The sequence below is a fragment of the Filimonas zeae genome (genome assembly GCF_014641615.1).
GTDB lineage: Bacteria > Bacteroidota > Bacteroidia > Chitinophagales > Chitinophagaceae > Filimonas > Filimonas zeae.
Genome location: NZ_BMIB01000002.1, coordinates 1020449 through 1040106 on the forward strand (window position 1 = coordinate 1020449; position 19658 = coordinate 1040106).

General features: G+C 43.3%; 11 protein-coding genes. 3 read left to right on the plus strand and 8 right to left on the minus strand.

The window, feature by feature from the left end:
- The first annotated feature begins 7 nt into the window (after positions 1–7).
- Both IEY13_RS10845 and IEY13_RS10850 read left to right on the plus strand, forming a co-directional pair.
- The gene (locus IEY13_RS10845; protein WP_188951991.1) at positions 8–1378 is read left to right on the plus strand and encodes a RagB/SusD family nutrient uptake outer membrane protein; all 1371 of its coding nucleotides are present in this window, start codon (positions 8–10) and stop codon (positions 1376–1378) included.
- Positions 1379–1396: 18 nt separating this feature from the next.
- Positions 1397–2698, plus strand: a complete 1302-nt coding sequence (locus IEY13_RS10850; RefSeq protein ID WP_188951992.1) for a TlpA family protein disulfide reductase — start codon at positions 1397–1399, stop codon at positions 2696–2698.
- Between the two features lie 53 nt (positions 2699–2751).
- Here the strand turns inward: IEY13_RS10850 and IEY13_RS10855 are convergent, their stop codons facing one another.
- The 8 genes from IEY13_RS10855 to IEY13_RS10890 all read right to left on the minus strand — a co-directional run bounded on the left by IEY13_RS10855 (position 2752) and on the right by IEY13_RS10890 (position 17353).
- Complete coding sequence (locus IEY13_RS10855; RefSeq protein WP_188951993.1) at positions 2752–2973, minus strand: hypothetical protein; 222 nt, start codon at positions 2971–2973, stop codon at positions 2752–2754.
- A gap of 140 nt (positions 2974–3113) precedes the next feature.
- Entirely contained in the window at positions 3114–3335 is a 222-nt protein-coding gene (locus IEY13_RS10860) for a hypothetical protein (protein ID WP_188951994.1), read from the minus strand.
- A 471-nt stretch (positions 3336–3806) separates the two neighbouring features.
- Positions 3807–4217, minus strand: coding sequence for a MauE/DoxX family redox-associated membrane protein (locus tag IEY13_RS10865; protein ID WP_188951995.1), 411 nt, complete (start codon positions 4215–4217; stop codon positions 3807–3809).
- A gap of 262 nt (positions 4218–4479) precedes the next feature.
- Positions 4480–5544: a helix-turn-helix domain-containing protein gene (locus tag IEY13_RS10870; protein WP_188951996.1), complete on the minus strand. Its 1065-nt coding sequence runs from the start codon at positions 5542–5544 to the stop codon at positions 4480–4482.
- A gap of 230 nt (positions 5545–5774) precedes the next feature.
- The gene (locus IEY13_RS10875) at positions 5775–6746 is read right to left on the minus strand and encodes a helix-turn-helix domain-containing protein (RefSeq protein WP_188951997.1); all 972 of its coding nucleotides are present in this window, start codon (positions 6744–6746) and stop codon (positions 5775–5777) included.
- Between the two features lie 164 nt (positions 6747–6910).
- A complete protein-coding gene (locus tag IEY13_RS10880; RefSeq protein ID WP_188951998.1) occupies positions 6911–8203 on the minus strand; it encodes a site-specific integrase in 1293 nt (430 codons plus the stop codon).
- A 406-nt stretch (positions 8204–8609) separates the two neighbouring features.
- Positions 8610–16277: an MBG domain-containing protein gene (locus tag IEY13_RS10885; RefSeq protein WP_188951999.1), complete on the minus strand. Its 7668-nt coding sequence runs from the start codon at positions 16275–16277 to the stop codon at positions 8610–8612.
- Between the two features lie 62 nt (positions 16278–16339).
- Positions 16340–17353 carry a PorP/SprF family type IX secretion system membrane protein gene (locus IEY13_RS10890; protein WP_188952000.1) on the minus strand — a complete coding sequence of 338 codons (1014 nt, stop codon included), beginning with the start codon at positions 17351–17353 and terminating at the stop codon, positions 16340–16342.
- 621 nt (positions 17354–17974) lie between these two features.
- Here IEY13_RS10890 and IEY13_RS10895 point away from each other — a divergent pair.
- Positions 17975–19651, plus strand: a complete 1677-nt coding sequence (locus IEY13_RS10895) for a sigma-70 RNA polymerase sigma factor region 4 domain-containing protein (RefSeq protein ID WP_188952001.1) — start codon at positions 17975–17977, stop codon at positions 19649–19651.
- Positions 19652–19658 lie beyond the last annotated feature (7 nt).

Genomic DNA, 19658 nt, shown 5'->3' on the forward strand with positions numbered 1-19658 from the left:
ACATATCATGACTATACAATATTCCTATACACTGCTTAGAAATGCATGCCTGCTGTTTATGCTGTTGCATGCGGGTGCCTGTAAGAAGTTTCTGAGTGAGAAGCCGGATCAGAAATTTGTAATTCCCACTACGCTGAACGATGCAGATATTTTACTGAATGACTATTTCACCATGAATATGAGGTATTCCGGTGAGGGGGAAGCGGCAGCCGACAACTATTATATTACAGATGGGGACTTGTCGGGCCTGGATGTGCTGGACAGGGGAAATTATACCTGGGTGGCTAACGGGCTTCATAATGTGGCAACCTGGCAATATCCTTATAAAGCCGTATTTAATGCCAATGTAGCTTTAGAGGTAGTAAGTAATTTGGAGCCAGATGCTGCCGGCGTCTATAATAATGTAAAAGGATCTGCTCTGTTTTTCAGGGCCTTTGCATTGTACCAGATAGCCCAGCTTTATGCCCCGCCTTATGATAAGAGCACGGCAGATGTTGCACCCGGAATACCGGTGCGTGAAAGCGCTGATGCCAGTATACCTTCTGTCAGAGGAACGGTACAGCAAACATATAGCTCTATGGTAAGCGACCTGGAACAGGCCGCCACCTTGTTGCCTGAGACGGCTGTGGTAAAATCGCGTCCGAACAAAGCAGCAGCTTTTGCTATGCTGGCCCGTACCTTTCTTGCCATGGAGGAATATGTAAAAGCAGGTATGTATGCCGATTCCTGTTTAAAGCATTATCATGCATTACTGGATTATGCAATGCTGGATACTATTGGTACTACACCCGCTTTTACCCGCTTCAATGATGAAGTTGTTTTTACAGCTGTTACTAATTCTACTTATGCATTAAACCCCGGTATAGCCCATATTGATACAATGCTGTATCGTTCTTACGCTTCAGGTGACCTGCGGAAGCAATTGTTTTTTAAAAACAATGTGGGGGCTGAGGCATTTTACAGGGGTGGCTACGATGGTACCAACACCAATCAATTGTTTATTGGCCTTGCTATAGACGAAGTTTATCTGGTGAGGGCAGAATGTTATGCCCGGGCAGGTATTGTTCAGGCGGCCATGGACGATTTAAATACGTTATTGATAAAAAGATGGAATGCTTCATTCGTACCTTATACAGCATCGGATGCCGATGATGCATTGCGTAAAATACTTACAGAACGCCGGAAGGAATTAATATTCCGAACCAGCCGCTGGACAGATCTCAGGCGGCTGAATAAAGATAGCCGGTTTGCGAAAACGCTAACCCGTTCAAGAAATACAATGCCTTATACGCCATTACCACCCAATGATGTCAGATATACGCTGCTTATTCCGCAGGAAGTGATAGGCACCAGTGGTATAGCGCAAAATGAACGATAATATTTAAAATAGTTAAAGATGAAGATGAATAATATATTGGTATTTGTTGTATTACTTTTCTTTAGTTATGCCAACGCCCAGCAAGTAGAGGCAGTGAGACATTCACCGGCAGAAAATGCAGGAATCCGGAACCTGGTTCCTGGCGACATATTACCCAACCTGGTATTGAAAAATATAGTGAATGGAACTACACAACAAATTCGCACAAGTGATTTTAAAGACAAGTTGCTGATACTGGATTTTATGGATACCTACTGTAGCAGCTGTATTGAAGCGCTGCCTAAAATGAATGCACAACAACAACAATGGGGAAACAGGGTGGCTATTTATCCTGTAACCTGGCAAAAGCCGGCTCTCATAAAACAATGGCTGACTAAGCCGGAAAGTATTGCCCGCAGGAAACAGCTGCAACTAACGTGGATAACCGGAGATACAGTATTATCGAAATATTTCAGGCATAAGTTCATCTCACATATTGCCTGGATATATAAGGGGCGGGTTATTGCCATTACCGGTAAAGAATATGTTACCGCAGAAAATATTGAAACCGTATTGAATAATCAACCTGTTCGGTGGCCTGTTAAAAGTGATGCTATGAATTTTGATGCGTCCAGGCCATTGTTTACTATAGCAGATTCGGCCAATTTCAACAGCAACAGCCGCTTCTTTGATTACTCAGGTATGGCAGGCTTTAGAAAAGGATTAGTTGCTGAAAATGGTGTTGTTTATGATTCGGCCATACACCGTACTTACTTTTATAATTTTTCCATTGTAGATGCCTATGTAGCATTATGGGCTCATTTTATTGAACCACCTCTTTTTTTATTGGCTCATCCGGGCCGTATTCAACTGGAAGTAAAAAATAAAAACCGCTATTTGTTTGATGCTGCAAAAGGGTATGCGGATGTATGGGATATGGAGAACAGGTTTTGTTATGAGATGGTAACAGCGGAAATATTACCTGATAAAGAAAGATTTCGCCGGGTGATCAACGACCTTGATGTGCGGCTGGGAATAAAGGGGAGATTGGAAAAAAGAATGCAAAAGTGTCTTGTGCTGGTGCAAGGACCTGGTGGCGCCAAACCGGATAGTACAGTTATTCCGAATGCTGTGAAGGTGAACGTAAGTACATTGCCCTTCTTTGCACTGGATCTTTCCCGAAAATTTCCGCCTGCATTAGATGAATCTCATTATGAGGGGGATGTTTACCTGGGTAATTACACCGATCTTCAAAGCCTCCGGCAACAATTGCAGGCGAACGGCTTTGATTTAATAGAGGCTAACAGGGAGATAGAAGTATTGGTAATAACAGAGCATTAAAATTTGCAATAACAATAAAACCACCTCAATGGAATGAGGTGGTTTTTTTTTAATTATGGAGTTCTCAGTTTCACGTTTGCGGTGCTGGCGTGATTGTTCAGCGCTGAAATTATCTCGTCTTTCAGTGGCTGAGATAATGTGGGAGTCGTTCCTCCTTCGGCAAAGATAGCACATACCTGAACGTTTCCGTTACAGGTTGGCTGTACATCGCCAATGAAAGTATACTGAGAAGCTATCTGCGGATTTCCGCCATGAGGCAATGAATACCAGGCCATAGTAAATGGTAGCTTTTATAAATCAAAAAGCTGCCTAAAAACTTTAGATAACGCCTACTCTGTTAAGGGTTTTCGGCATATCCCTTTTTTATCCATAAAAGGCAGGGGCCTCTTAAACATGGCGAGGCCCCTGTTCGCAATTATGGAGTTCTTAGCTTAACATTTGCAGTACTGGAGTGATTGTTCAGCGCTGTAATGATCTCATCTTTTAGTGGTTGAGATAAAACAGGAGTTGTTCCTCCATCAGCAAAAACAGCACATACCTGAAGGTTTCCGTTACAGGTGGGAGGTGTATCGCCAACCGAAACGTACTGAGAAGGCACCAGTGGATTTGCACCATGAGGCAAAGAATACCAAGCCATAGTAAATGGTAACTTTTATAATTCAAAAAGCTGCCTAAAAACTTTATATGTATGCCTACTCTTTTCAGGGTTTTCGGCGTTTCCCTTTTAACAGTGATCTTTTGAATGGCAATGCATCCTTAGATCGGAAGCGTGCATATTTCCTGTATGCCGCCTACTTGTTGTACAACAAATACATTTATGTATTAATTATTTTTAAGTATTACATTAGGACTATTGCAGTGGTTTTGAAGTGCCCATATCATTTCTTCGAGAAGCGCATTGGAAATTTCAGGGCACGACCCTCCACCCGTATAGATGGCGCATATCTGCTGTGTGCCTGAGCAACAGGGGGGACAGTCGCCCAGCAAAGTATAGGCATGCGGATTGAGAGGGTCTCTCTTGCAATTTAAAATGTACCAGCCCATGATATCATATTTTATGGTTAGCCTACTCTTTTTCAGGTTTTCGGAACACCCTTTAGTGACTGTTTTAACCAAACTTAATTAACAGAATACCCAGTAAAGAAAGTAGTGTAAAAAATATATTCACTTTAAAATGCTTTTTCCATCCAATGCGTGTAAACAATCCGCCGCAAGGACACGGATAGCTTGTGAAGACCAGGTAGGCTGCACATCCTACATATACTGTAAAAACAAGCATCATCAATGCGGACAGATACATGCCCCAGAGCCTTGTGCCGGCAAATAATAGCAACCCTGCACTTAGTAATTCAGATAGCGGCAATGCCCATACCAGTGTTTTAGCCATCCACCGTGGTATCACCTGCGTAATAAGTGATTCTCTGAATTTTTTAACATCTGTTAATTTTATAACTGCTGCGTAAACCCATAGGATTATAAGCATGATGTTGATGATCACAATCAATAAATGTGTATACATGGCTTTCAAATTTCGGTTAAAGCGCTGCTGCCTCCTATGTTGGTGCAGCAGCAGCTATAACTTTGTATTAACAGAACAAGGCTTTCTCATGTGTAGTTGACAGGGATGTGTTATTTCATAGATCAGGCTTTACTTTTGTTTGCATCGTTTCTATAATGTAAACCTACGTGAGTTTATTGCCTGATACAATAGTTGAAGTATTGTTGAACGCTGGGGTGTCTATTGCCTGCCTGATGTTACACTATTGATTATGCAACGTTTTTTATTCATACTCATTGGCAATAAAGGTGTTAATTCTATAGGGCCATTGATATAAGGAAGGTGGGTTTCCATACATTTTTTTAAAGGATACACTTAGGTTAGAGGCGCTTGTGTATCCTGACTTATGAGCAATTTCTGCTAATTTATTATTTTGTATAACCTGTCTGAATACTTCTGTGAGCCGCAGTTCCAGGTATCCTTCTTTAAATGTTTTTCCATATCCTTCCTGGAATATTCTGCTAAAGTTTTTCTCGCTTAATCCGCTTTTAATGGCGATGTTCTTTTTGTTATAGTTCGTTTTCAGATGTTTTACCAGGTAAGCTATAATGTCATTATATAAGCTCTCTTTCCTCGATTGATACAGTAAGTAAGATTTGCCTTGTACACGGCCTGACAGTATACTTAACTGTAATTTTTCTTTTAGTGGAAGAGGAATGTTATCGTCAATTTCATTCATGTATATAGCAATAACTTTTTTTAACGTGTTGTGTAATTCAGGAATATAATGGCTGTCTTTCCCTGTATTCAATAGCAGGTTTATCAATCCGTGTAACCAGGCATTGTTTGTAACAACCGGTAATTCATATAAAACAGCAGGATATTGTTGTATATGTAGTTGCAGATGTTGCAAAATTGAATCTGGCATAAACTGGTACATGATGCTATCTATATCTACCAATAGTAGGGCAGCGGTTCCGGCAGCCACATTGAATAGGTTTTCTCCTGAAGGGAAATACGTAATTGTACAGCTTACCTCTTCTAAAGTTCTTCCTGATTCTTCATAAAAAGTAATGTCCTGGATGTTGTTTTTTTGAACTAACAGAAACATACCTCCTGCCTGAACATTTTGGGTAAGTACTATTCGCTTTCGAGTATTACTAATATAACAGGTATAGCACGATCCTGCTGCATCTGTAACTTTATGCGTTGTAATAAAACCAAAGCTGTATTCAAGACATTCGTTTTGCGCATTAGGCCACTGAGGAAGGAATGCGACTAAATTGAGGGGCGTTTTTTTTATAGGTTTACCCTCTTCCCCAGGCATAAATGGCATTGAGTTTTTCATAATAGTGTTTTTAGAGCGGATAGCTTATTCTATCGCGTTGGTGAAGATTGGTTTATAGAATAAATCAATGCTGGATACAAGTAGGTTTAGCCTTAGGCAGAATCGATCATTTACTTAAAGTTCTACATATTTTATTCACATTTATCAATAAAATATTTGCACATTAGTTGACAAAATATCGTAACTGATTGTAATTAAAATATTTATATGTTCAAAATATTGCACCCATTTCATTGAGGCCATGTACCCCATCGTTTTTTATATTCTCTTATCAGGGAAGATATACGGCTGTAACCTAAATAGGCAGACACCATAGCAGGAGATGTTCCTTTTATTGATAAAAGGTTCCTGGCTGTTATCATACGTTCTTCTTTTATAAGCTCTTTTAAAGTAAGATGGAATTTATGTTTAAAAGCTCTTGCCATTCTACTGGGGGTAGTACCAAGTAGTTCTGCAATTTCAGGAATACTCTTACTATTCCCATTTTTAATCATTGCCAGTATATATTCTTTAGCTTTATCAGCAAGTTCTTCTGTGGCTATAGTGGCGTTTTTTTCTGCGTTAGAAGATTGTGTATCATATTTAGCAAGTAGTTGTAAGAATACGTTCATCAGGTTCGTTTCAATATGCTCATTTGTTTTATCTGCCTGCTGTAGTTGTTTTATCAGTTTTTTAGTAGCAGCACTTATTGGAAGAACTGGCAAAAGATCGACACCCGAGAGGAAGCGATCCCCTTTTTTTTGTAAATAGGTAAAGCCAGCAGTACTAATTTTTTTTGCAAACAGTTCTTTTGGAATAGAAAATAAAAGATAGTCGTAATTCCCCGGTTTAAAAATGAATTTACACCTACCCGGTTTCATCAGTAAGGGTAAACAATGCCGGCCTTTGATAACATAAAACCCTTTATCATTATTAAAAAAATAAATAGCCCGGGTAGTAATATGACAGAAAAAAAGGACAAATGACTCTTTTACCTGTATAATTATATGGGTGTCTTTTTTAGTCGAAATCGAATGTGCTTCAAAACAGATATTACTTTGGTGGTATTGTTGAATGGAGATATCTGTAGTGCCAGGGATTGTAATGAAAACCGGGGAGCCATAAGGGAATTTATAGACGCAACTAGTTGGTAATGAGTTAGTAATGATAGCCTTTCTTTTAAAGCCGGATTGTAAGGATATTGTATAAAGTGTTGATTGCATAGGTAAAGGGTAGCTATGGGATGACCAGCCCCATTCAATAAAGATAATAGACCCCAATAATAAAGTGGCTGTAATTCAATCACTTTAAGAGTATTTTAGTTGACTGATGTGAATGACAATGAGTAAGCAATACTTCTCATGCATTTTTGCAGACAGCTCAGGAACTATGCAACCAATCCTGGTTTATTCTCCCAAAGGCGTTTTATCATCTGAGCCTTCTCAAGGCTGTTGGCTTTTATATACCTGCGAAATGCTTTCTCTGTTTTATGGCCAGATATAGCCATAATCAAAGTGATTGGAGTCCCGTCTAAAAATTCATTTGTACAGAACGAACGGCGACAAGTGTGTGACATTACCCAAGCATATTTGGGCCTTACTTCCTCTATCATTTTGTTGCCGCGCTTGTATGTGAACTTGATGTTTTCGTTAAAGCCAGCAAGCCGGGCAACCTCTTTGATTTGGAAATTAAAGTCTACATTGTTTATTAATGGCATTTCCATATTGTATTTTTCCAAAATGGCTTTAGTTGCTGGTCTCAATGGAACCACTACGCGATCAGTGGTTTTAGTTTGCGTAATAAACAACATACCATCTCTAACCTCGTCCGGCTTTACAGTAGAATAATCACTGAAACGAAAGCCCGTTAAGCAGCCTAGAATAAAGGCATCCCTAACCTTTTCCATCATAGGTGTCTCGGATAAATCAAGTTTATACATGGTAGAAATCTCTCGCCAGTTTAGGTAGATTGCGTCAACCTCTTCTTCAAAAACCTTAAAGTAGGATAGGTCAGTATAGGGTATAATTTTTCTGGCTATTCTGTTCCGTAAGAAGGCTTTTAACCACTTTATTGTTTTGCCTATGGTGTTTAAACGTAGTCCTTTTACGATTTCTTTCTTCCGTTGAAGGCAATACTCATAGGTTAGGAACTTTACAAAACCAGTGTAAAAGTAAAAGTCAAAGCTATCGAAGGTTATAGGGATAGCGGTAAACTCTTCATAGCTTTTTAGGTGCGCTTTCATGTTATTGATAACGCTTATGGTTACAGCCTTCACCTCTGAACGTTTTTCTTCTATGTAGTCGTCAATATTATGGTACACGTCTAAATTCTGCTTTTTCTCTTTCATAAGCTGAATTTCCCACTTATCAGATAATGGAAAGTTGATTTTCAGGAAGTTAATTGGGCAGGTTTGTTTCTTCTTGGCAACTTTTACCATATCTTCGGCCTTGCGCAATTTGATGGTAAGTTGTTCTTCCAAAACCTCTACCTGCCCAAATTCAGGCGGGAGGTTAGGAGAAATACGGCCAGTTTTTTTGTTCCAGTACGCTGGCGGAATACTGTAACCGGTTCCAATTACTACTCTTTTTGTGGCAGTGTGACAATACTGGATGGAGATAAGGCGGGTGCCGTCATCACGAAGCTTTCCTTTTTTGACAATTAACTTGATAGGTTGACGCATAGCATGGTCTATTTATAGTCTATAAAAAACCTATCAACTCTAATAAAGGTACGAATTCGGAAAGGTAGATAATGTGACAAGATCTTTAAAAACAACGACTTACAATTAAACTAAATAAACCTAGTGAAACCTTTTAAGTGGGTCGGACGTCCCGTCCGGTCCGCAAGCTTTAACAGAAAGTCGCTGAAATTCAGCGGCTTTTTTGTTTTTGGTCTGCAACAAGTTGCTTTCCGGCCTCGATCACTTTCCTGACACCGGGAAGGTGATCGAGGCTGGAAAAGGCGCGCAACATGAAATTACAGATATAGCACTTATCCGAAACAGATCGACCTCACGAATAAAATAAAAAAGGCTGGACATGATGCCCAACCTTTTTTCGAATCTCTACTCTTTTATTGGTTACACCCTATCTAAGTAAGGTAAAAGAACCCTGTCTGTGAATAGTTCTTCCATTTTCATCAATCGCTTCTGCTGTCCATATATAGGTGGCTAACTGTTGCAACTCTCCGTTTACACGGCCATCCCATCCTTTACTTACATCAGCAGTTTCAAACAGTTTTTTGCCCCAACGGTTAAACACACGGAAATAATTCAGTTGCTTTACTCCGCGCAGGTTTGCATACAACACATCATTCTGGCCATCCCCGTTTGGCGTAAACACATTGGGCACCAACACGGTACTGATATTTAACACTGTTACCAACAAAGTATCTACCGTAATACAACCAGATGGAAAATTCATACGAATATGATATGTCTGGTTAGCATTCAATGTTGCTACCGGATTGTAAATACCCGTATTGGATAAGCCAGTGGCCGGTGACCAGCTGCAAGAAGCATTCGCCAGCTGCCTGGAAGCCAAAGCCGTAGGCAGGCCAGCTGTAGTACCCACTGTAGCCAACTGCACGCCCGCTACCGGCACTTCTACCGGAATAACCTTTGTTACCGTTACAGCCAGTGAAGGACATACATCAGGAGTTACCGTTAGCGCTGCTGTATAGTTGCCGGCTTCACTATAAGTAAACCGGGGAGCCACATCACTGCTATTCTGACCATTACCACTGTTCCAGTAATAACTTACCGCACCGCTGTTAGTTGCATTGGTTTCATTATTGAACCGTACAGCCGTACCCGCACAATAAGAGTCATAGCTGAAGGCAGGTTGCGCAGGCAATAACCTGGTTACCGCCACACTGTTGGTAGCAGGAGCCACACAACCGTTGTTATCTGTAGCAATAGCAGTATAAGTTCCAGTTGCCGATACCAGTATGGTATCAGTAGTATTTCCCTGCACTGCCGTATTGTCAAACAACCATCGGAAGCTGTAGTTGCCCGCTACAGAAAGTACACGGGTACCATTAGCACCACACAATACCGCTCCTTCTGCAGCATGGATAGTACTTACCGGCAAAGCATTTACCGTAAGTGCACCATTGGTATAGGCAAAGCTATAGTTACCAGCAGCTGCACCTGCCACTGTAACAGGATAAGTACCTGCAGCAGACTGCGTATTTGCTGTAGAACTGGCCTGTGCTGCGCTGGTAAATACCGATTCGGTTTCGTTGCCCGCCAGTCCGCTGTAAGTAATACGGAAAACAGGGTTGGTTATTCCATAACAACGTGCCGTATCAACCGCCGCTATCGTTACCAACGCCTTATTAATGGTAAGCGCGCCGTTTATATAGGTGATAGCATAGTTGTCAGCCGTTATACCACCCGGGGTAATTACATATGTGTTTACATTCTTAGCACCCTGAGATGTTCCGGTATAAGTTAGCACACCGGTTAAGGCAGCGGCAGAGTCTTCACTATTTACAAATCCGCTATAAGAAAGGCCGTTACCGCCGCTGTACGCTAAACCGTCATAGGTTTTAGCGGAGTCTTTGGCAGTAATTATTAATGCAGCCTTATCAATAGTTAACGTTCCATCTGCGTAAGTGATCGCATAGTTTGAAGCAGACAGGCCGCCAGGAGTAATTACGTAGTTGTTTACATTCTTAGCACCCTGGGAAGTGCCGCTATAAGTTGCCGTGCCAGTTAAAGCAGCAGTAGAATCTTCGCTGTTTACAAAGCCGCTATAAGAAAGGCCGTTGCCACCGCTATAAGGTAAACCATCATAGGTTTTAGTGGAATCTTTGGCAGTAACTGTAAGCGCTGCCTTATCAATAGTTAACGTTCCGTCTGCATAAGTGATCGCATAGTTTAAAGCAGACAGGCCGCCAGGAATAATTACGTAGTTGTTTACATTCTTAGCACCCTGAGATGTTCCGGTATAAGTTACCACACCGGTTAAGGCAGCGGCAGAGTCTTCACTATTTACAAATCCGCTATAAGAAAGGCCGTTACCGCCTCTGTACGCTAAACCGTCATAGGTTTTAGCGGAGTCTTTGGCAGTAATTGTTAATGCAGCCTTATCAATAGTTAACGTTCCATCTGCATAAGTGATCGCATAGTTTGAAGCAGACAGGCCGCCAGGAGTAATTACGTAGTTGTTTACATTCTTAGCACCCTGGGAAGTGCCGCTATAAGTTGCTGTGCCAGTTAAAGCGGCAGTAGAATCTTCGCTGTTTACAAAGCCGCTATAAGAAAGGCCATTACCACCACTGTATGTTAAACCATCATAGGTTTTAGTGGAATCTTTGGCGGTAACCGTCAGCGCTGCCTTATCAATGGTTAAAGTGCCATCCGCATAAGTAATCGTGTAGTTTGCAGCAGACAGTCCGCCAGGAGTAATTACGTAGTTGTTTACATTCTTAGCGCCCTGAGAGGTTCCGACGTAAGTTACCACACCGGTTAAGGCAGCTGTGGAATCTTCGCTATTTACAAAGCCGCTATAAGAAAGACCATTGCCTCCACTATAGGCCAATCCATCGTAGGTTTTAGTGGAATCTTTAGCTGTAACTGTCAGTGCAGCCTTATCAATGGCTAACGTTCCATCTGCATAACTGATATCATAGTTTGCAGCAGCCAGTCCACCCGGCGTAATCACATAGGTATTTACATTTTTAGCACCCTGGGAAGTACCATTATAAGTTACCGTACCAGTTAAGGCAACAGTGGAATCTTCGCTGTTTACAAATCCACTATATAAAAGGCCATTACCACCGCTATAAGCTAAACCATCGTAGGTTTTAGTGGAATCTTTAGCTGTAACTGTCAGTGCAGCCTTATCAATGGCTAACGTTCCATCTGCATAACTGATATCATAGTTTGCAGCAGCCAGCCCACCCGGCGTAATCACATAAGTATTTACATTTTTAGCACCCTGGGAAGTACCATTATAAGTTACCGTACCAGTTAAGGCAACAGTGGAATCTTCGCTATTTACAAATCCACTATAGGAAAGGCCGTTGCCACCGCTATAAGCTAAACCGTCATAGGTTTTAGTGGAATCTTTGGCAGTAACCGTCAGCGCTGCCTTATCAATGGTTAAAGTGCCGTCTGCATACGTGATATCATAGTTTGCAGCAGACAGGCCTCCAGGCGTAATAACATAAGAGTCTACATTCTTAGCACCCTGAGATGTGCCGCTATAAGTTACCGTACCCGTTAAGGTAGCAGCGGAATCTTCGCTATTTACAAATCCGCTATAAGAAAGGCCATTACCACCGCTATAAGTTAAACCATCATAGGTTTTAGTGGAATCTTTGGCAGTAACCGTCAGTGCTGCCTTATCAATAGTTAACGTTCCGTCTGCATAAGTGATAGCATAGTTGGCAGCAGCCAAGCCTCCAGGCGTAATAACATAAGAGGCTACATTCTTAGCACCCTGAGATGTGCCGCTATATGTTACTGTGCCTGTTAATGCAACAGTAGAATCCTCGCTATTTACAAATCCGCTATAAGAAAGGCCGTTGCCACCGCTATGCGCTAAGCCATCGTACACCTTAGTGGAATCTTTGGCAGTAACCGTCAGTGCTGCCTTATCAATCGTTAAAGTACCGTCTGCATAAGCGATATCATAGTTGGCAGCAGCCAGGCCACCAGGCGTAATCACATAAGAGCCTACATTCTTAGCACCCTGCGATGTGCCGCTATAAGTTACCGTACCCGTTAAAGCAGCAGCAGAATCTTCGCTGTTTACAAAGCCGCTATAAGAAAGGCCATTACCACCACTATACGCTAAACCATCGTACACCTTAGACGAGTCTTTAGCGGTAACTGTCAAGGCAGCCTTATCAATGGTTAAAGTGCCGTCTGCATAAGTAATCGCATAGTTGGCAGCAGAAAGACCAGCGGGTGTAATTACATAAGTGTTTGCATTCTTAGCTCCCTGAGAAGTGCCGCTATAAGTAACAGCACCCGTTAAGGCAGCAGTGGAATCTTCACTATTTACAAATCCGCTATATGAAAGGCCATTGCCGCCTGCAAAACCAACACCAGTATAAGAAATAGTGGTGTCTTTAGCCGTAACGGTTAATGCGGCTTTATCAATAGTAAGTGCAAACACTACATCGGCAGCAGCGGAGTAGCTGGCATTACCAGGCTGACTTACAGTAATATTCACCGCCCCTGCTTTCTTAGTCTTTATTTTCCAGACATTTCCAGCTGTTGCATCCTGATAAGGTTCTGCAATGCTATTGTCTTCAGAAGCAACTGTAACGGCTAAACCTGAACTGGCAATGAATATTCTGGAGAATACATCGCCATATGTTGCTGTGGTATCGGCGAGTGCGGTAATAGACTGAGGTAACAATTGCAGTTCATATGCCCCCTGGTCAATAGCTGTTCCCATCAGGCGGCTGTTGCCTGCCAGATCAGTAGTAACTGTGTCATTTGCATGGTAAATGCTATCGTAACCGCCGTTAACAACAGGACTGGTCGGTTGTAAGCGATAGTCGCCCCCTGCAAAAGGGGCTGTATTATAATTATTGCTGTTTACAAACAATGGATCAGCGTTAGTAATATGTTCAGTAGCATCAGCAGTTGCGCCCTGAATAGTGCTATACATTGCGTTATAGTTGCCAGAAGCAGAAACACCGCCACCGTTGCCATAAATAATACTGTTGAAAATATGAATAGTAGTGCCACTTACGCCGCTAACAGCAATACTTTTGTTTCCGCTGATGGTAGAATTAACTACATCTAAAGTACCATTGTCTATGAGAAGGACGCCCGTGTTGGCAGGTTGGTAACTACCAATTACCCGCGAATTGAGGATTTTTACTACGGCGCCGCTACTATTAATATGTCCCACAGCACCATAAGCACTGGAAACGCAAGCTTCCATGGCGCAGTTTTTAAATTGTATACTACTGCTACCGGCTATATGAAAGGCGCCCCCGCTTGAAGAACAGGTATCTCTCAAAAACTCACATTGATAGAATAGAGCCATAGCGTTACCACTACAATAGATAGCGCCTCCTAAATGACGGGTTTTATTGTCATTAAAAGATGACTGCCGGCAATGAACAGTGGCTGATTGAGCCAACACAAACATTCCCCCGGTGGCGTTGGCATTATTAAAGCTGCCGGTAACATTTTCTAACTGCACATTTGCATAAGTGGCATACAAACCCCCACCACCTGTCAGGCTGCTATTTCTAAAAATGTTTACGCGTCTGAATGTCGCATTTGCCATTGCAGCTCCGGCTTCAGAATACACTGCTGCTGCTGCGCCGTTAATATTAGTATTATTAGTAAGCGTCACATCTTCTATCAAAAGTGATGCACTTCTTACTGTAATGCCGCCTCCCAGTCCATTATCAGTTTTCACGCCATTGACAATAATATTATCGGATATAGTACTATAGGAATCAGAAATGGTAAAGCCGCTGATTACAGCTTCTCCCATGTCGCCAGCCGCTACTACTACACGGAAAGCATTATCCGATCTGGATCCGATGTCGCCAATATTTCCACTTAAAATAGTGGTATTGACAGTAAAGTCTCTACCTACAGTATCCGTTTCGTTTCCGGCAAAACCACCATATAACTTTGTATCTTTTACCAGCACAAAAGAGTTGAAGCTATTGCCATTGCTGGCTGCTCCCGTGGTGGCGGCAGTAACAGGGTAAGCAGGCAAATAAGTACCCTTAGCCACCCATATCTGCTTTACAGAGCCAGCGGCTATGCCATTCATTACAGCTGCGGCCCGTAGGGCATCAGCAACTTCTCCCACCGCATTTGTCCAGCTGCTTCCATTTCCCGTACTGCCTTTTTTAACGTACAGGATACCATTGGCTCCTGCTGTGAGAATGATATTCAGCTTTCCGCTTACATAAGTAATTGTATAGTTGCCGGAGGTTAAACCGCCTGGAATAGTGGTATATATACCTGCACCAGTAGCTGATTGCGAGGTGCCGCTGTAGGTAAGCGCACCTGTTAAAGCAGCCGTAGAATCATCACCGTTTACCCAGCCACTGTAGGTAACGCCATTACCACCGGCAAAAGCAACACCGCTGTAGTTCATGGTACTATCTTTAGCGGTAACGGTTAAAGCAGCTTTACTAATGGTAAGCGCAAATACTACATCAGAGGCAGCAGCGTAGCTGTCATTACCTGCCTGGCTTAACGTAATGTTTACCGTACCTGCTTTTTTAGCCTTGATTTTCCAGGCATTGCCATCTGTTGCATCCTGATAAACTTCCGCTATATTGTTATCAGCAGAAGAAACGGCAACCCCTAACCCTGAACTGGCGCTGAATGCTCTGGTAAATACATTGCCGTAAGTAACCGTAGTATCTGCCAGCACTGTGATAGTTTGGGCTGTTAAAGGCTGGGCTTCGTAAGCCCCCAGGTCAATAGCTCCATTAAACCGGGGCTGGCCTGCCACATCTGTAGTGGAGTAACCTGAGGTAGCCGTATATAGCGCATCGTTTCCGGCATCTTTAGCCGGGCTGTTACTTTGCAAACGATAATTACCACCTGTAAATGGAGGCGTTGCCGTAGAAGCACCTCTAAACAACGGATCAACAGTATTGCCATCCAGCACATGATAACCTGTGCTGGCACTTACACCCTGCAATAAGTTATATTGGCAGGTAGCGGATGGAATTAATGCCGGAGATACACCTGCATTGGGAGACCCATTATTGCCATAAACAATACTATTGTATATGGCAGGAATGGCACCCAACGCATATGCTCCGCCACCATCGCCGCCAGCTGAGTTGCCGGCAATGGTTACGTTTGTTAAAACAGGAGAAATAGATGGAGCAAGCGTATACATTCCTCCACCATGACTATTATTGGCTTTATTGCCACTAACTAATACATTGGTAAAAGAGGGGGAACTATAACTGGTATATACTCCGCCACCTCTGCTGTTAGCTATATTGCCACTGATGATTACCTTATTTAATACGGGCGCAGCATCCGTGTAATACACTCCCCCTCCATCCTGAAAAGCCTCGTTTTCACTGATGATTACGTTACGTAATACAGGCGCAGCGTATTGGCCATACATCCCCCCGCCTGTATTTGAGCGGTTATCAGTAATAGATACATTGGCAATTACGAAGGAAGTCAATAAACCTGAGGAGCCTTTACAGACTATCCCTCCTCCGGAGGAGGAGACGATATCAATCCCATTTACATTTATAATGTTGAAAGCACCCCCATTTCCTTCCCTGATAATACAACTGTTTATTTCAGCGGTACCTAACGCACCAGTGGCAACTACCACACGGTAAGCATTGTCTGAATTTACCCCGGTACCGCCCAGGTTACCGCTTAATATAGTTTGGTTGGTAGTGCGTGAAGAATCACGGCTGGTAAGCGCAGTTTCTGTTCCGGCAAATCCGCCATATATTTTTACGTTATTTACCACCACAAAAGCATTGTTTCTATTGGTAGTGGTAGCTGCACCTGTAGTTACTGCATCGGCAGGGTACATGGGCAGATAAGTACCGGCAGCTACCCATATTTGTTTTACCGTGCCTGCTGTAGCTGCATTCATTTGTGTGGCGGCTTTTAATGCATCTGCCAGTTCTCCCAATGGGCTGGCCCAGCTGGCACCGGTGCCGCTGCCGCCTTTTTTTACATACAAAATACCATTGGCATCCTGCGCCTGTATGCCGGCGCTTAAAAAGGTAAGCACACACAACAGGCTTATATAAATATATTGTTTCATTGCAAAAGGATTCTGATTGGGGATTTAATATGCTATCTATGTTCAAGGCAAATAAGCAGCAGCTAGTAAGCCACTATGCCCGTGCCAGCCTGCCGGCCTGTGTTTTTACTACCCATCTTCCATACAAAAGACAGTTCCATGCTTTGTACAGAGGCATATTTGCCTACATCAGACCGTACAAAATCGTAGGTAAAACCAGCCAGCCAGCTTTGGGCTTCCAGTGCCATATAAGGGTACCAGGCATCGCCAAAGCGTTTAAACACCCCCACATTTACACTGCGTAACAATTCATCTGCTATCCCTATCTTGTATACACCACCTAATGTGTAAATACTATTGCCTCCCTGAAATTCAGCAAACCCACTCAGGTGCATTTCGTTAGCCACACCTGTTTTAAACCAGTAGCTGGCATTAGCGCTGTATTTGCGTGGCATATTGTAGGTAGTATTTTCATGAGTACCTTCCTTAGGCCTGGCAGCATGGAATAAAGCGCCACCTGCTGCAAAACCGCTTTTTTCACCGGTATAGCTATAGTATAAGCCGGCACTTATATCAAAGTAGTTGTTCTTTTGTATGGCAATGCCATCATTGGCAGGGGTACTCCGCTGAAAGCCCATAGAACCCAGTTGCGATTGAAACAGAAATTTATTGGCATCCAATATCCGGTTGGCATAAGTACCCATAAGGCCGGCACCCAGCATATGCCTGCCCCTGCCATCCAGTGCAATATGATAAGCAGCCGTTAGAGAGAAGTAGTTATTTTTCAGAATGCCTCCGTTAGACTGATCGCTCACCACCATACCGCCCAGCCCCCAGTAGCTGGGATTATCCGCCCCCATGGCAATTTTCTTTTCCACAGCGGCCGTTACCGTATAATAAGGCTTAATGGCCTGGCCCCACCACTGGCTGCGCATGTTAATACCGCCGCGCCAGTCATCCACCATACGTCCGGCAAAGGCAGGGTTCATGGTCATAGGAGAAGAGAAATACTGCGAAAAATGCGGGTCCTGGGCTAACACCCTGGTAACCGGCACACAAAAGCAGGTGCACAGCAGTGCATACAAGATCTTATTCATGAGTAATTTTTTACGGGCTAAAGCTGAAAAGCAGCAAAGCGCAGTCTTAAGGAATAATGTGCAAGCAGGGCTGTACACCAGCCTGTCTATGCAGGCCGGTGACAGAAAATAGGGGGAACTAGAGTTGAAGTCGCCATTTTGTCATATAAAGCTATTGGATTGGTTTATGCTGCTGCGAAGCTAGTTTTTGCGTAGCGGGTTATTGCAAAACGGGCGGGACAACCGTGAGACAAATAAGCAAAAGCCTGCTCTCACTGCATTCTGCTGTTTTGTCCCGCACTTGTCCCGGGCTTTTGGGGAATAATAAACGCCTCCCTGATATTTTTGCGGCATGCCCACTTCAAACAATAACATCAGGCTCGTTTACCTTTTACTGGTACTGCTGGGCGTTACTGTCATGTTGTGTATATGGCTGTATTTTGGACAACGCATTCATAATTGAGCATATTTATAACCGCCTTTAAGATGGGGAAACCCTCAGTGAAAAGTGTAGCACCGGTAGTAATGATCAGGATTTGTTGTTGTTACCTGTAATTATCGGGTGCTACCCGCTGGGGCGTCTGTTGCCTCATTTTACAGTCAGTTGTAATCATAGTATATTGCAGGCCAATCTCTTAGCCGTTGAAGTATCTGATATCCTTTCTTCTTGCACTGGGCCTGTATGCAGGCTATGCGCAACAGCCACAATCGTTACTGTTTAAAAGTCATGCGGAAAGATTGCTGCTGATGCAGCCTTTTTATCACAATTTTTTATGGACTGCCGATTCCATCAGCATATTTAATAAAATAGACAGTGTAAGGCAGCTGGCCATAGCGCATAAAGATGACGACCTGCTGATGGAAGCGCACATGATGTATGTGCATTACTTTTTCTACCGGCCGAATCTGGGCCATGAACTACTTGCCGCAAAGCTGGATAGCCTGCAGCAGCAGGCGGTGGAGCAAAAAAGGCTATGGGCAGAGATACTGGCAGAAAATCTGAAATCGTTTTTCAATTTTGATGTACTGCATAATTATGAAGCTGCTTTTGTACACAAGCACCGCGTTTACCAGCTGATCAAAAATATTTCTCCTGCTGATTTTCCATACAAGCAGGCCTGCCTTACGCAAACTGCGCATAACTACTACGTGTTTCGCGATTACAGAGAATGCCTCTTTTTTAATAAAGAGGCGCTGGCCGCAGAGCCATCTATCCGCCTGGAGGCCTATCCCACCAGACTGGGCATACTCAACACCATGGGTATTTGCTACCAGCAAATGAACATGCCGGATTCTTCTGATTATTACTTCCGGGAAACGTATAACCTGGCAGATAAACTGAATATTCCTGTATGGAAGGGTATCAGCAGCGGCAATCTGGGGCATAATTATTTTTTACGCAAAGCGTATGATAAGGCAGAGCCGTTATTACTGTACGATGTAAAGGAGGCGCGGGCTATTGCCGATTGGGGACTGGCATCGGGCTCGCTGATGGTGCTGGCCAATATAAGCCTGATAAGAAAGGACTTTGCAAAGGCCCGGCAGCAGATAATGGAGGCCAGGGGGTATGTGTACCGGAGTGGGCAGTACAGGCGTTTGAAAGATTTATACCCGCTGCTGTGCAAGCTATACACGGCAGAAAACCAGCCAGGGCTGGCGGCGGTGTATCTGGATTCAGCATTGTTTGTTACAGATAGCGTAACCCGGCAAACGAACGCGCTGCTGATGCTGCGGGCCGAACAGCGGGCGCATAAAGCACAGTATGATGCAGAAATAGCGGCTGTACAAAACAGGAGGCATATCAATATTCTGCAGCGCAACGGGCTGATAGGGTTTGTGTTTTTGCTGCTTCTGGTATCTCTATGGGTATTCAGGGAGCAGACAAAGAAACAACAACGGCAGGAGGAGGATATAAAGCGGGCAGAAAAAGAGCTGAAGATGTTTGCCCGGAACATTGCGGAGAAAAACGAAATCATCAGCCTGCTACGGGAGCAGTCTGAAACGGATGCCCATGATACGGTGGAGCAGCTGAAGCAAAGCACTATACTTACAGAAGAAGATTGGGAGTATTTCTGCGCTCTGTTTGATAAAGTACATACAGGCTATCTGCATAGAGTAAAGAAAAAACTGCCCGACCTTACGCCGGCAGAAGTACGCTTTGTGGTGCTGAGCCGGTTGCAGCTGTCGCTGCAGGAAATGGCCGCTATGCTGGGCATTAATCAGCCATCTGTACGTAAAACCCGCAGCCGGCTGAAAAAGAAACTGGATATAGATATGGAAGATGATGCCAGTCTGGATAAGCTCGTTGCTGACATTTAACCCTACC